This is a genomic window from Flavobacteriales bacterium, assembly GCA_016704485.1.
Classification (GTDB): Bacteria; Bacteroidota; Bacteroidia; order Flavobacteriales_F; family PHOS-HE28; genus PHOS-HE28.
In genome coordinates, this window is the sequence record JADJAA010000001.1 from 1,384,718 (window position 1) to 1,398,559 (window position 13,842).

Sequence of the window (13,842 nt, forward strand, 5' to 3'; positions counted from 1 at the left end):
ACTTCCATATAGGGATCATGAAATTCGGCAGATGTCTTCTGGACCCCGACGAACAATGGCCAGAGACATCCGTGAATTACGCCAGTGCTTGAGCAAGATCGTCAATAAGGTCTTCCACGTCTTCCACACCTACACTTAGTCGGATCAGGCTGTCGGCCAACCCCGCCTTCAAGCGCTCCTCCCGCGGTATGCTTGCATGCGTCATGGTTGCCGGGTGCCCGATCAAGGATTCCACTCCACCCAAGGATTCCGCTAAAGCGAAAAGCTTGGTCCGGGAGAGGATGTTCATTGCATCGGCCAACTTATCGCCCTTTATGGTGAAGCTGATCATACCACCGAAACCGTGCATTTGCTTCTTGGCGATGGCATGGTTCGGGTGTGTTGGTAATCCTGGCCAGTAGACCTTGTCCACTTTCGGGTGCTTTACCAACCACTCGGCGATCACTTTCCCATTCTCACAATGGCGTTCCATGCGTAGGTGCAACGTTTTCAGACCGCGCAATACCAGAAAACAATCCTGCGGACCGGGTACGGCGCCACAACTGTTCTGAATGAAGGCCAACCGCTCGTTGAGGTCATCGCTTTTTACCACCAATGCGCCCATGACCACATCGCTATGGCCGCCGAGGTACTTGGTAACTGAATGCATTACGATATCCGCACCCAGGTCGATGGGGTTCTGCAAATAAGGACTAGCGAACGTGTTATCGATACCGAGCATGCACTTCTGCGTTTTCGCAATGGCCGCCAGTGCCTTGATGTCAATGATCTTCAAGGTCGGGTTCGTTGGTGTTTCGGCCCAGATCAGTTTCGTGTTCGCATTCACGTTGGCCTTCACATTGTCCGGGTCGCTCATATCCACAAAGTGGAACTTGATCCCATAATGCTCGAATATCTTGGTGAAAATGCGATAAGTACCACCGTATAGATCGTTCGTACTGATCACTTCATCACCGGGTTTCAACAATTTCACGACCGCATCGATCGCCGCCATACCGCTACTGAAACAGAGACCGTGTTTGCCATTCTCCAATTCGGCAAGCGCTTTTTGCAAAGCTGTCCGCGTTGGGTTGTGCGTGCGACTGTATTCATAGCCTTTATGATCGCCAGGTGCCGACTGTACATAGGTGCTGGTCTGGTAGATCGGGGTCATGATCGCCCCGGTTGTTGGATCAGGTTCTACGCCTGCGTGAATGGCTTTGGTACCGCGTCGCATTGTGCTTCCTTTTCTGTTGGTCTGCGAAGGTAGGTTGGTGTGATCGCCAGGGAAGAGAGGGGCAGGTCTTTGTTGTTGTACGGTGTGCATGATCATATGCCCAACTACATCACCTCAAATACGCATCCCATTTCGGATCACGATCCGGAACACCATGCCCTCAAACCTTCGCCGGGTCTGTCGTGCTCTGGCGACGACCCTGCGACATCGAAGACGCGATAACGATTTCACATGACGCTTAAACCCACGCAGACAAGCCTCCACCGGTTCAGTAGGCTTGCGGAATGTCTGCCGTACGGCAGACGACCCTGCGCCCTTGTGCCGGAATTAGCGATACATTCGACGTATGGCCGTTCGTAAGTTGCGTAGCAAACCCGACGCGGTCTATTTCGCGACGTTCACCTGTTATCAATGGCTGCCATTGTTGGAACAAGTGAACGGATATGATCTGGTGTACAACTGGATGCACCAAGCTCATTCTCTTGGATACCGATTCTTTGGTTATGCCATTATGCCCAACCATGCACATTTTGTGATCCGAGTTCCACAAGATGGAGCTATCAATACGGTCCTGAGCAATGGCAAACGATTATTAGCGTATGAGATCATCGAAAGACTGAAAGCAGATGGCCGAAATTCCATTCTAACGCAATTGAGTTCCGGACTGCGCCCTTCTGATGTTGCACGTGGACAGAAACACCGTGTTTTCGCAACCTCCACTGATCTGATCGAATGTTTCAGTGGTAAGATGATCGAGGCGAAGTTGAAGTATATCCATGCTAATCCTATCAGTAAGAAATGGCGGTTAGCGGAAGATGCTGTTGAATATCCACATTCCAGCTTCGCCTTCTATGTGCGAGGAGAGCAACGCGCTGCCCCATTAGTGGCATACCATGAATACGGATACTTGGATGGGAAAGGAGCACCGTGGTGATCCCTGTGGTCTTAATGCAGTTAACTTGTGTTACAATTGATGGATCTTGAAAGTCATGAAAGGCTTGTCGATTACGCTAGCATGCCGCAGGGTCGACCGCTCAAATGCAGCGGACAGACCCGGCGGAGGTTTGTCTTCGTGGAGCAGCGGGGGTTTACCCTGCGTGGGTTTAATGCTCCAAAACAATGGCATTACGATCAGTATGACCGAAAACGGTGATCCTTTGGAAAACGCTGTGGCCGAAAGGCTTAACGGCATACTCAAACAGGAGTATTTGGACTTGGGCCATGTTGATACAATAGAAGATGTGCGCGTGGAACTTGATCGTGCCGTATTCCTATACAACACTCAAAGACCACATGCCAGCATAAGCATGTTCACCCCAGACCACGTCCATAACAATCAACTCCATGTACAACGCTCCTGGAAGAATTACTATAAAAAGCGAACAACCGTAAACCCAGATCAGGACGAAACAATAACCGTAAATCTATCTTCGGACATCAAACAAAACCTGTAAACTTATTTTAGGACGGGTCACCCTGTGGTCTTAATGCAGTTAACTTGCGTTACAATTGATGGATCTTGAAAGTCATGAAAGGCTTGTCGATTACGCTAGCATGCCGCAGGGTCGACCGCTGCTCCCGGCTCAAGGCCGGGAGCAGCGGACAGACCCGGCGGAGGTTTGTCTTCGAGGAACAGCTGGGGTTCACCCTGCGTGGGTTTAGGTTCGAGGACCTTCCGGGGTAATTGGTGTGGGTAAGCTCATGATCGTTCACTAAGTAGGGCGGTACGCGATGATCAGGTTGGCGTTCCTTGTTTGTTTCTGCTTCGGCTTGTTAAAAGGGTTATTACCCTTGTGTCAAGTTCAGGCCCAGCAAGGATTGAACAACCTCTGGCTGGGTGGATTCGGGAGTGGCTACCCTCCTCCATACGGTAGTGTTGATTTGCAGTTCATTAGCGGAAATCTCGTTCTCAATACGACCTCACGCGATATCGGATTCCGTCGTACCTGCGCAAACATTTCTGATTTGGATGGAGTGCTTCTGTTCAGCACGAACGGCGTATTCGTCGCGAACGCCTTAGGTGATACGATGGTCAACGGAAGTGGCCTGAATCCTGGATCCTACTCCAACCAATATCCGCAGGGTTTATACAGTTCCCAAATCGTATTGATCCTACCCAAGCCCGAAGACTCTAACATTTACTATCTGCTCCACATGACCATCGACAACAGCGTCGATATCTATGCAGAGCACCTGCTTCTCACGACCATCGACATGAGTTTAGATGGGGGTTTGGGTGCTGTGGTGAGCAAGAACGTTTCTATCCTGGACGATGAGATCAGCCTGGGGCACTTGACAGCGGTACGTCATGCGAACGGCCGCGATTGGTGGGCCTTCTGCCGCATACTGAACACCAATACCTTCTATCGCTACTTGATCACCCCAGCAGGCATCAACTTGGACGGCACCCAGTCCATTGGCGATCTCAGTATCTGGGCTACGGGGCAAGTGTGTTTTTCGCCCGATGGGACCAAGTTCGCCTATTACTGGCGGGATATTGGTCTGGAGTTGTTTGAGTTCGATCGATGCACAGGCTTGTTTTCATCACCAGTGTCGGTCACGTACACGGACTTGGAGTTTGGAAATGGAGCCGCCTTCTCACCGAACGGTCGGTACCTTTACATAACAGATGTGGATAATGTGTACCAATATGACACCGAGGCACCGGATCTGGCTGCATCCGAGGTCCTCATCGCCGAATGGGACAGTACGTACTCCCCATTCCCGCCGTTGGCAACCTTGTTCGACATCGCTCAACTCGCACCGGATGGTAAGATCTACATTGGCACTGGCAATAGCACAGATAAACTGCACGTGATCCACTCTCCGGATTCCGCAGGGTTGGCATGTAACATCGAGCAGCATGACATTGATCTGACACGCTATTTCAGCAACTCCCTCCCCAACCACCCCAACTACCATTTGGGGCCGGTGGATGGGAGTGTGTGCGATAGCTTGGGGATCAATGTTGGGGTGCTTGAAGAATCGCTACGGCTCGGCGTAAATGTCTATCCGAACCCAAGTGCTGGCGACTTCATGTTGAGTTATCCGGTGCAAAGTCTCGCCGGTGAAGTAGAAGTGCGCGACGTTTCCGGGCGGCTTGTGCTCCGTACGCAACTGCCAGCATGGAGCCAAGTGCATAAAGTTGGGCTGCACGGCCAGGCGGCGGGTATTTACAACTGTAGGTTAGCTTGGGGGGCACAAAGCGCTGCTGTTCGAATAATATTGGAACAATGAAAAGAATATACGCCCTCTTGGTCTTGGCTAGCGGATTACTAAGTGCCAACGCCTCCAACGTGCTCACTGCCGATGGAGTTAAGTTGGCAAACTCAAGTATCGTAACGACTAAATTGATAGAAGGCAACGCGAAAACAGTAAACGAGGTTTATCTGGCCACCATCGGTAAGGACGTGGACGATTTCACCACAACACAGACCAGTGACCTCTTCGCGATTGCCAACCAGTGCCCACTGGTGGGTGGTAACGCGGTATTCCGTGCACGCTCACTTTATGCACTGATCGATGACGATGTGGAATACGACGATGCCAACCTTTGTCTGCAACATGGCATCATCTACAAGAACTTGGAACTCAACGCTGTCTCAAAAGTGAGTATCCAACCGAACCCGACTGATGACGCTGCTACCCTCTTGTACAGCATGGCCGAAGACAAAAATGGCACTTTAGTCATCTACGATGCGCTGGGCAAAGAAGTATTACGGCACGGCTTAAGCTCGGAACATGAACGCCACGCGTTCAGCACAGCGGAATTGACGCAAGGTGCATACCATTATGTGGTAAGCAGTGGCGCGGATGCCATTGGAACTGGTAAATTGATGATCGTGCGATGATACCCCAACCGAGAAAGATGCGTTCGATCTGCATAACGATCGCCTTGGTGGCTGGCCAATTGGTAAGCCGCCAAGGCTTCGCGCAGGGCTTGAATAATTTCTTCTTGATGGGGTACGAGAATTACGCGGGCTTACCGTGGGGTGGCACTAACGTCAATTTTAGTTCTGGTACGCCTGATATCTACTATCAGTACCGTGATATCGGATACAGTCGGGCGAATGCGAATATTTCTGATGACCTTGGCAACGTGCTTTTCAGCACCAACGGTGCATGGGTGGCTGATGCCATAGGTGACACCATGCAAAATGGAACAGGATTAAGTCCAAGCTACTATACTTCCCTCTATCCGGAGGGGTTGCATGGATCACAATTGGCTGTAATCATTCCAAACCCTGCAAATGATGAACAGTACTATTTGTTTCACGGGACTTTGGATGAATTCTCGGGATCATATGCCAGTTATCTGTATTATTCGATTATTGATATGGATGCGAACAACGGCTTGGGCTCTGTCATTACTAAGAATAATATTCTCTTGGAAGACACTCTTAATAAAGGGAAAATAACTGCAGTTCGACACGCTAATGGCCGTGATTGGTGGGTGTATTGTCATAAACAGTTCACTAGCGTCTATTATCGAATGTTGATTACAGCTAGCGGTGTTCAAGGGCCTTTCCAACAATCAATTGGCATGATCAGGCACAGAGATGTTGGTCAGGTTTGCTTTTCACCCAATGGCGACAAGTTCGCGTACTACTATGGATTGGAGGATGACCTGGAGATTTTTGACTTTGATCGTTGTACAGGATTATTGTCCAACCCGGTTCATATCGCCATAGAGGATTATAACCAGATGGGAGGCGTTGCGTTTTCGCCCAGTGGTCAGTTCCTTTATGTGTCCTCGGTCTTGGATGTGTATCAATACGATGTCACCGTTGCAGATATCGCAGGGTCTATGGTCCACTTGGGCACTTGGGATGGCTTCTACTCGCCCAGCCCACCTTTGGCAACGGTCTTTGATATAGCGCAATTGGCTCCAGATGGTAAAATTTACATCAGCACCGGCAATGGCACCTTTCATTTGCATGTGATCAATGCGCCGGACCTTCCTGGTTTAGCTTGCGATTTCCAGCAACATGCCATTGAACTACCCACGTACAATTTCAACTCCCTACCCAACCACCCCAACTACCACTTAGGCCCAATAGATGGCAGTGTGTGTGATAGCTTGGGGATCAATACAGGCATGCTAGGTGTTCGAGCGGAGCCGAGAACGAGCGTTAGCGCACACCCCAACCCAAGCACAGGCACATTCGCGTTGAGTTTTGCGGCTCACCCGGAACCCGGTTTGTTGGAGGTTCTGGATGTACAAGGCCGGGTGGTCTACCAGCACCGTTTGGCAGCTTGGAGCCAAATACATAATGTGGCATTAGAGAACACCCCAGCAGGTTTGTACAATTGCCGCATGCAATGGGGCACTCGTTCCGCCAACACACGGGTAATACTACAACCATGAGCAAGCGTTACTACCTCCTACTTATGCTTGCTTTACCGATACTCGCGTCGGCACAAAGCCCGTCCACAGCACGTGCATGGCCAGCACCCAACGCGCTTACCATGCATGTGATCATACAACAGCGGCCGGCAACTATTCCTGCGGAGCAATGGAAAGCAATGATGTTGCAACCGGTTAATGCGTCGCTTTATCCTATTCGCATTACACAAGCGCTTTTGGATACTATCGATGCTACTCAGTTGGATATGCGGTACCAGTACATCATGGTGCAGGAGTAGGGTCATAACCGCACCAGCACCTTTTTTCAAGGAATGGTTCCGGCTTACCTACCGGTTGCAGTTGTCAAGCGGCGTCCGCTCATCCCGGCTCAAGGCCGGGAGCAGCGGACATTCAGCAAGCTTGCGGAACCGGCGGCGGTGTCTTCGAGGACCAGCTGGGCTTCACCTTGCGTGGGTTAAAACGTATGGCCGTTCGTAAGCTGAGTAGTAAACCCGACGCGGTCTATTTCGAGAAGTTTACTTGTCATCAATGGCTTGGCACCGCTGAAGCGCAGGCCGAGTTGACGCCGACTGTGATGGAATGCAGTTATCTTGCATTACAATAAATGGATCTTGATCGTCATGAAAGGCTTGTCGTTTACGCTAGCGAGCCGCAGGGTCGACCGCTCATCCCGGCTCAAGGCCGGGAGCAGCGGACAGACCCGGCGGAGGTTTGTCTTCGAGGAACAGCTGGGGTTCACCCTGCGTGGGTTTAATCTACGATGCGCTGGGCAAAGAAGTATTACGGCACGGCTTAAGCTCGGAACATGAACGCCACGAGTTCAGCACAGCGGAATTGAAGCAAGGTGCCTACCATTACGTAGTAAGCAGTGCCACGGATCTCATTGGTACTGGTAAACTGATGATCGTGCGATGACAACCCAACCGAGAAGCATGCGTTCTATCGGCATAGCGATCTCCTTGGTGGCTGGCCAATTGGTCAGTCACCAAAGCTTCGCCCAAGGGTTGAACAATTTCTTCTTAATGGGATACGATAACGATGAGGGCTCCCCTTGGGGAGGCACCAACATTGATTATATTTTAGGAATACCGGACATCTACTACCAGTACCGGGATATCGGCTATAGTCGAGCGAATGCCAATATTACCGTTAGCAATGGTGTTCTGTTGTTCAGCACCAACGGAGCATGGGTAGCAGATGCAATAGGCGACACCATGCAGAATGGGACAGGGCTGAGCCCTAGTAACTACTCAACGACCTATAACGAAGGATTACATACACCTCAAGACGCGTTGATCATACCTATCCCTGGGAGTCCTTCACGGCACTACCTTTTTCACGGGACTATCGACAACTTCTCAGAATCATTCGCTCAGTACCTATACGTTTCCGCGATTGACCTGAATATGAATGGAGGCTTCGGTTCAGTTGTTTCCAAGAACATCGTGCTGATCGATGACACGTTGAACATTGGTAAGATCACCAGTGTGCGGCATGCCAACGGACGAGATTGGTGGGTCTTCTGTCACAAGCAATTTGCAAATATCTATTTGCGCTTATTAGTCACACCCTATGGTATCCAAGGTCCATTCCAGCAATCAGTTGGTATGTTGCGGCATGCTGATGGAGGTCAGGTCTGCTTTTCTCCGAATGGCGACAAGTTCGCCTATTACTATGGCGCAGAAGACGATTTAGAAATCTTTGATTTCGATCGTTGCACTGGTCTTTTGTCCAACCCGGTTCATATCGCCATAGAGGATTATAACCAGATGGGAGGCGTTGCGTTTTCGCCCAGTGGTCAGTTCCTTTATGTGTCCTCGGTCTTGGATGTGTATCAATACGATGTCACCGTTGCAGATATCGCAGGGTCTATGGTCCACTTGGGCACTTGGGATGGCTTCTACTCGCCCAGCCCACCTTTGGCAACGGTCTTTGATATAGCGCAATTGGCTCCAGATGGTAAAATTTACATCAGCACCGGCAATGGCACCTTTCATTTGCATGTGATCAATGCGCCGGACCTTCCTGGTTTAGCTTGCGATTTCCAGCAACATGCCATTGAACTACCCACGTACAATTTCAACTCCCTACCCAACCACCCCAACTACCACTTAGGCCCAATAGATGGCAGTGTGTGTGATAGCTTGGGGATCAATACCCTCACACCGTCGGTTCTCGGCTCCGCTCGAACAGCTACGGTGTTTCCCAGCCCAAGCACCGGCCAATTCACCATCAGTTATCCGGCAAATTCAGAAGTAGGTTCGTTGGAAATACTGGATGCAGCAGGTCGCGTTATTTTGCAAGAACGCATACCGCAGTGGAGTACCATTCACAGCTTCGATCTGAGTGATCAAGAGCATGGTGCATACACCGCTACGTTGCGTTGGGGTGGTACTAAACTATCGACCCACTTAACTGTTTTACGATGAGGTTGATCGCATTCGTTTTCGTGTTTTGGGTTCCGTTGTTTTTGTGTGCGCAAGACAAGGAATCCGCTAGGCTTCTCGACTCCGCTCGAAGACCTAGCGGCATTAGGTCGCCGAGCGTAGTCGAGGTGCCGAATGCCCTCACCATGCAAGTCATCATGGCGCAACGCCCGGCGCAAATTGCTCCATCACAATGGAAGGAAATAATGCTTAAGCCAGTGAACTATTCCCTTTATCCAATAAAGATCACGCAAGGCCTGTTGGATACGATTGATGCGACGCAGTTGGATATGCGGTACCAGTACATCATGGTGCAGGAGTAGGGTCATAACCGCACCAGCACCTTTTTTCAAGGAATGGTTCCGGCTTACCTACCGGTTGCAGTTGTCAAGCGGCGTCCGCTCATCCCGGCTCAAGGCCGGGAGCAGCGGACATTCAGCAAGCTTGCGGAACCGGCGGCGGTGTCTTCGAGGACCAGCTGGGCTTCACCTTGCGTGGGTTAAAGGTGTTTGAATTTGGGGCTTCATAAATGCGCCAAGAAGTGAAAAGGATGCTATGCTCTGCTTCTTAGGATGTTTGATCCACCGCTAAGGCCAGCACCCTAAATTCGCATCCCATTTCGGATCACGACCAGGAACGCCATGCCTATAGCAGACCGGAATACCCTTGCACATATCGCGCTTTTTATCGTGAATGCGATCTACGGCGTTAATTATGTGATCGCTAAAGGACTGATGCCCGAGGCTATTGGCCCGAACGGATTCGTACTGATGCGGGTGCTCGGTGCAGGAGCGCTTTTCTGGCTGATCTATGCATTGCGCTTCGAACGACCGGCCATCGCTGATCTGGTCCGGCTTTTTCTCTGTGGACTTTTCGGCGTGGCGGTAAACCAAACGATGTTCTTCAATGGATTGATGCGCACGTCGCCCATCAATTCCAGCACTATCATGGTGGCTACACCCATTCTGGTGCTGGTACTTTCTGCCATATTGATCAACGAGCGCGTAACGCCCACCAAAGTGCTGGGTGTGGTGCTCGGCGCATGCGGTGCCTTGGCGTTGATCTTCTTCAAGCCATCGGATGGGGGTACAGGAGCTACACTGTTAGGTGATCTTTTTATTCTGATCAATGCGATAAGCTATGGCATCTACTTGGTCATTGTTAAACCGCTTATGCGGAAGTACAATGCCATTACCGTTATGGCCTGGTCATTCCTTTTCGGGTTATTGATCATAACGCCTTTCTCGTGGAAGGAATTGAGCGTTGTGCAGTGGCATTCGCTTTCCAATGCGGTGCTGGCCTCCTTCCTCTTTGTGGTGATCATGGTAACATTCGTTGCGTACTTGTTGAACACGTGGGCATTGGGTATTGTTTCGGCAAGTGTGGTGGGAACCTACATCTACATTCAGCCGGTGCTGGCTGCTTTGGGCACGTGGCTCTTCATGCGTATCGGTGCGGAACGTTTGGGTATACCAGGTCAGTATGAAACACCTTTTGGCTTGCCACAACTCATTTGCGGTGCAGCGATCTTCTTGGGTGTGTACTTGGTGAGTAAACGGGAAAAAGAGTTCAGGTGAATAGTGAATAGACCACTGATAACACAGAAAGTAATGATCACCGCGGATAGTGAATGTGGTTGTCGGTCATTAGCTGTCGGCTTGGGCAATGACGGGCTAAATGGACGCTCACTGTCTTTTCTGCGTGCCAGTGCTATGGACCCTTGCTTCGACCATGCAGTCACTCAATTTTCTGATTTTCTGATCATCTGATCATCTGATCCCAACATTCACCGCCAACAGCCTCGCCACCACTACATTTGCCCGCTAGATAACTGCGTATGCTCAGATCAATGACCGGTTTCGGCCGGGCCGAAGGGGTGGTGAAGGAAAAGAAAGTGACTGTGGAATTACGGTCCTTGAACAGCAAGCAATTGGATCTTTTCCTGAAGGTGCCTTCGCTATACAAGGAGTTCGAGGTGGAGTTGCGCCAATATCTGGCGACCCACATTTCCAGGGGTAAGGCCGAAGCGTTCATTAATGTGGAAGGCTTACAAAGTGCGAAACGAACTTCCTTCGATCGCGAGCTCGTACGTGGCTACTACACGGAGTTGAAGGAGATCGCACAGGACATCGACCCGCACATAACCACCGACCTATTCGCACATGTTCTGCGCATGCCGGACGTTGCTACAACTACAGCGGAGGAAATTGCCGAGGGAGAATGGGATGCTGTGAGAGCTCTATTCAATGATGCTGTTGCGGCGCTCGATGAGTTCCGGCTCAGCGAAGGTGCCCGACTTCATACCGAATTGAAGGAACGCGTGGCCGAGATCAGCAAATTGTTGAACGAGGTTGCTGAAATGGATGCTGTTCGGGCTGAGCGGACACGCGAACGGATGCGCGCTAAGCTTGCCGAATTGGAAGCAAAAGTGGATCAAGATCGTTTTGAACAGGAATTGATCTTCTATCTGGAGAAGCTTGATATCACCGAAGAGAAAGTTCGGCTGCGTTCGCATTGCACGTACTTTGAAGAGGCCATGAACGGCAATGAGCAACAAGGGCGTAAGCTCAGTTTCATTGCACAGGAAATGGGGCGCGAGATCAATACCATCGGTTCAAAGGCCAACGATGCCGCGATCCAACAAGTAGTAGTGCGCATGAAGGACGAGTTGGAAAAGGTGAAGGAGCAGATCCTTAATGTGTTGTGAGTTTATCGACGGAAATGCAGAGTAAAACCGGTAAGTGCATCATCGTTTCTGCTCCGTCGGGAGCAGGGAAGACCACGATCGTGCGTAGCTTGTTGGCCCAAGGACTTCGACTTACGTTCTCTGTTAGCGCTACCAATAGATCGAAGCGTTCTTTTGAAGTGGATGGAAAGGATTATTTCTTCATTTCCATGGAGGAGTTCCAGGAAAAGGTCGAACAGGATGCATTCATAGAGTGGGAAGAAGTGTATCCCGGTATGGTCTACGGAACATTGAAAAGTGAGATCGAACGCATTTGGGCACTGGGTAACATCGCCATTTTTGATGTGGATGTGATCGGTGGCCTTCATCTAAAGAAGGTATTCGGTGATCAGGCGCTGGCCATTTTTGTTAGCCCACCCTCCATCGAGGAATTGGAGGCTCGTCTTCGAAAACGTGATACGGAGAGCATCGAAACGTTGAAGAAGCGGATCGATAAAGCAGCCCACGAAATGACATTTGCCGATCAGTTCGATGCGATCATTGTGAATGATACACTTGAACACGCTTGTGACGAGGCTTATGATCTGGTCAAGAAATTTATTGGCTGATCCGAGTAAAAGCAATTTCAATGCCTTGGAACTTATTTTGGATGATCACGTAAGATCGATCAAAACTCGGAACTGGTAGTGACCCACTGCCGCTTGATCGTCAGAATATGGTAATCCATCGAAAAAACACTTCTCGCTGACCCATGCATATCGGGTGTCTTTTTGGGTCTTTCGATCCGCCACATGTAGGCCACATTGCTATTGCCGAGCATATGCTCAGGACCCAGCAACTGGATCAGGTCTGGTTGGTGGTAACACCCCAGAATCCATTCAAGAAACACCTTGTACTAAGTGCGGATACGCATCGTTTGGCCATGGTACGGCTTGCTGTAAAAGGCAATGAAAAGTTGGTGGCCAGTGGGTTTGAGATCGATATGCCAAGGCCAAGTTACACGGCAGATAGCCTAAGGTTCATGCGCCATCGGTGGCCGGATCACGTTTTCGATCTGATCATTGGTAGTGATAACCTAGCCACATTGCACACTTGGAAAGATCCTGAAGAGATCCTGGAGCACCATACTATCCTGGTCTATCCACGTGAAGGTGTGGAGCAACACCTGGAGAATGCCGTATACCGCGATCACGCCAAGGTAAAGATCGTCAACGACTCACCAATGTTGAACGTTTCTTCGACACGCATCCGTGAGGATATAGGAACGTGGAAACCAGTTGAAGCGTTGGTCGCTCCCGATGTGTTGCGCTACATCCGCCAGCACCGCTTGTATCATTGAGTCTTTATACCGCTCAGTGATATAGGCTCCACGATGCTTGCTGTTTTGAGCAAATGGTCATGCAGAACGGTGAGTGCGCGCTCAAAATTATTTTCGTTCACCACGTGCAGATCACATAAATGCCTGTATGGCAGCAAATAGTTGCGGTAAGCAGGTAACACATGGTTATCCCATTGATACATGATCTCCTCCTCTCCATAACCGCGCTCTTTCGTATCCCGTTTTATGCGACGATCCAACTGCGCTCCTTCGCTGGCCTCAATGAATACCCGCAGATCGAAAAGCTCACGTACGGGTTCATGGTGTAATACGAACAAACCTTCCACCAGAATTATCGGAGCAGGACGTAGTTCTATCAGTTTCGGTTCCTGACCTTCTATGTTGAAGGTGTATTCCTTCCGGTAGATCGGGTCGCCTGCAACCAGGGTCCGAAGATCCTTTGCCAAGCCATTCAGGTCAACCCCTTGAGGAAGGTCGAAGTTGACCTTACCATTTGCATCAACCCCTTGCTCTTCCTTGGAGCGATAATAATCATCTTGGGAAACCAGGCAAACAGTGCCGTCGGGCAACCGTTCACGGAGAGCGCGCACCAGGCTGGTCTTGCCGGAGCCACTTCCGCCAGCAATACCTACCAGATAGGCTCCGCGCAGCATGGTGCCAAATGTAGGCAAACCGGGTCGTTGTGATCAAGGGAATTAGGAACGGTCATTTTGCTCCTTGTTCATCGTCGTGTACGCCGGACCTGGATCCATGGGTACGCGGAATGCCTTGTAAACACTGCTTGTTGTTCCGTTCCACGCAGTTTGG

General features: G+C 50.4%; 15 protein-coding genes. 13 read left to right on the top strand and 2 right to left on the bottom strand.

What is annotated here, in order from left to right; translation table 11 throughout:
- Window positions 1-76: 76 nt before the first annotated feature.
- The gene (locus IPF95_05835; GenBank protein MBK6474214.1) at window positions 77-1,216 is read right to left on the bottom strand and encodes a cystathionine gamma-synthase; all 1,140 of its coding nucleotides are present in this window, start codon (window positions 1,214-1,216) and stop codon (window positions 77-79) included.
- A 346-nt stretch (window positions 1,217-1,562) separates the two neighbouring features.
- Between IPF95_05835 and IPF95_05840 the strand changes: the two genes are divergently transcribed.
- From IPF95_05840 to IPF95_05900, 13 genes are all read left to right on the top strand, one after another.
- Window positions 1,563-2,150: a hypothetical protein gene (locus IPF95_05840; GenBank protein ID MBK6474215.1), complete on the top strand. Its 588-nt coding sequence runs from the start codon at window positions 1,563-1,565 to the stop codon at window positions 2,148-2,150.
- Between the two features lie 55 nt (window positions 2,151-2,205).
- On the top strand, window positions 2,206-2,670 hold the full coding sequence (locus IPF95_05845; GenBank protein MBK6474216.1) for a transposase: 465 nt from the start codon (window positions 2,206-2,208) through the stop codon (window positions 2,668-2,670).
- A gap of 277 nt (window positions 2,671-2,947) precedes the next feature.
- A complete protein-coding gene (locus IPF95_05850) occupies window positions 2,948-4,453 on the top strand; it encodes a T9SS type A sorting domain-containing protein (GenBank protein MBK6474217.1) in 1,506 nt (501 codons plus the stop codon).
- Window positions 4,450-5,067 carry a T9SS type A sorting domain-containing protein gene (locus tag IPF95_05855; GenBank protein MBK6474218.1) on the top strand — a complete coding sequence of 206 codons (618 nt, stop codon included), beginning with the start codon at window positions 4,450-4,452 and terminating at the stop codon, window positions 5,065-5,067. Before IPF95_05850 ends, IPF95_05855 begins: the two co-directional genes overlap by 4 nt.
- Window positions 5,064-6,584 carry a T9SS type A sorting domain-containing protein gene (locus IPF95_05860; GenBank protein ID MBK6474219.1) on the top strand — a complete coding sequence of 507 codons (1,521 nt, stop codon included), beginning with the start codon at window positions 5,064-5,066 and terminating at the stop codon, window positions 6,582-6,584. The genes IPF95_05855 and IPF95_05860 overlap by 4 nt, the downstream gene beginning before the upstream one ends.
- Entirely contained in the window at window positions 6,581-6,862 is a 282-nt protein-coding gene (locus IPF95_05865) for a hypothetical protein (protein MBK6474220.1), read from the top strand. The genes IPF95_05860 and IPF95_05865 overlap by 4 nt, the downstream gene beginning before the upstream one ends.
- A gap of 466 nt (window positions 6,863-7,328) precedes the next feature.
- The gene (locus tag IPF95_05870; protein ID MBK6474221.1) at window positions 7,329-7,499 is read left to right on the top strand and encodes a hypothetical protein; all 171 of its coding nucleotides are present in this window, start codon (window positions 7,329-7,331) and stop codon (window positions 7,497-7,499) included.
- Window positions 7,496-9,013: a T9SS type A sorting domain-containing protein gene (locus tag IPF95_05875; protein MBK6474222.1), complete on the top strand. Its 1,518-nt coding sequence runs from the start codon at window positions 7,496-7,498 to the stop codon at window positions 9,011-9,013. Before IPF95_05870 ends, IPF95_05875 begins: the two co-directional genes overlap by 4 nt.
- Window positions 9,014-9,156: 143 nt before the next feature.
- Window positions 9,157-9,333, top strand: coding sequence for a hypothetical protein (locus IPF95_05880; GenBank protein MBK6474223.1), 177 nt, complete (start codon window positions 9,157-9,159; stop codon window positions 9,331-9,333).
- A gap of 318 nt (window positions 9,334-9,651) precedes the next feature.
- Window positions 9,652-10,587, top strand: coding sequence for an EamA family transporter (locus tag IPF95_05885; GenBank protein ID MBK6474224.1), 936 nt, complete (start codon window positions 9,652-9,654; stop codon window positions 10,585-10,587).
- Window positions 10,588-10,847: 260 nt separating this feature from the next.
- Window positions 10,848-11,717, top strand: coding sequence for a YicC family protein (locus IPF95_05890; GenBank protein MBK6474225.1), 870 nt, complete (start codon window positions 10,848-10,850; stop codon window positions 11,715-11,717).
- Window positions 11,718-11,731: 14 nt separating this feature from the next.
- Window positions 11,732-12,304: a guanylate kinase gene (gene gmk / locus IPF95_05895; GenBank protein ID MBK6474226.1), complete on the top strand. Its 573-nt coding sequence runs from the start codon at window positions 11,732-11,734 to the stop codon at window positions 12,302-12,304.
- 143 nt (window positions 12,305-12,447) lie between these two features.
- On the top strand, window positions 12,448-13,035 hold the full coding sequence (locus tag IPF95_05900) for a nicotinate-nucleotide adenylyltransferase (GenBank protein MBK6474227.1): 588 nt from the start codon (window positions 12,448-12,450) through the stop codon (window positions 13,033-13,035).
- Here IPF95_05900 and IPF95_05905 read toward each other — a convergent pair.
- Window positions 13,029-13,688 (bottom strand): uridine kinase, encoded by a 660-nt coding sequence (locus tag IPF95_05905; protein ID MBK6474228.1) that lies wholly within the window; start codon window positions 13,686-13,688, stop codon window positions 13,029-13,031. The genes IPF95_05900 and IPF95_05905 overlap by 7 nt on opposite strands.
- Window positions 13,689-13,842 lie beyond the last annotated feature (154 nt).

Excerpts from the sequence above, each read along its gene's own strand:
- IPF95_05835 (MBK6474214.1), bottom strand. The coding sequence starts at position 1,216 with ATGCGACGCGGTACCAAAGCCATTCACGCAGGCGTAGAACCTGATCCA.
- IPF95_05840 (MBK6474215.1), top strand. The coding sequence starts at position 1,563 with ATGGCCGTTCGTAAGTTGCGTAGCAAACCCGACGCGGTCTATTTCGCG.
- IPF95_05845 (MBK6474216.1), top strand. The coding sequence starts at position 2,206 with ATGAAAGGCTTGTCGATTACGCTAGCATGCCGCAGGGTCGACCGCTCA.
- IPF95_05850 (MBK6474217.1), top strand. The coding sequence starts at position 2,948 with ATGATCAGGTTGGCGTTCCTTGTTTGTTTCTGCTTCGGCTTGTTAAAA.
- IPF95_05855 (MBK6474218.1), top strand. The coding sequence starts at position 4,450 with ATGAAAAGAATATACGCCCTCTTGGTCTTGGCTAGCGGATTACTAAGT.
- IPF95_05860 (MBK6474219.1), top strand. The coding sequence starts at position 5,064 with ATGATACCCCAACCGAGAAAGATGCGTTCGATCTGCATAACGATCGCC.
- IPF95_05865 (MBK6474220.1), top strand. The coding sequence starts at position 6,581 with ATGAGCAAGCGTTACTACCTCCTACTTATGCTTGCTTTACCGATACTC.
- IPF95_05875 (MBK6474222.1), top strand. The coding sequence starts at position 7,496 with ATGACAACCCAACCGAGAAGCATGCGTTCTATCGGCATAGCGATCTCC.
- IPF95_05880 (MBK6474223.1), top strand. The coding sequence starts at position 9,157 with ATGCAAGTCATCATGGCGCAACGCCCGGCGCAAATTGCTCCATCACAA.
- IPF95_05885 (MBK6474224.1), top strand. The coding sequence starts at position 9,652 with ATGCCTATAGCAGACCGGAATACCCTTGCACATATCGCGCTTTTTATC.
- IPF95_05890 (MBK6474225.1), top strand. The coding sequence starts at position 10,848 with ATGCTCAGATCAATGACCGGTTTCGGCCGGGCCGAAGGGGTGGTGAAG.
- gmk (MBK6474226.1), top strand. The coding sequence starts at position 11,732 with ATGCAGAGTAAAACCGGTAAGTGCATCATCGTTTCTGCTCCGTCGGGA.
- IPF95_05900 (MBK6474227.1), top strand. The coding sequence starts at position 12,448 with ATGCATATCGGGTGTCTTTTTGGGTCTTTCGATCCGCCACATGTAGGC.
- IPF95_05905 (MBK6474228.1), bottom strand. The coding sequence starts at position 13,688 with ATGCTGCGCGGAGCCTATCTGGTAGGTATTGCTGGCGGAAGTGGCTCC.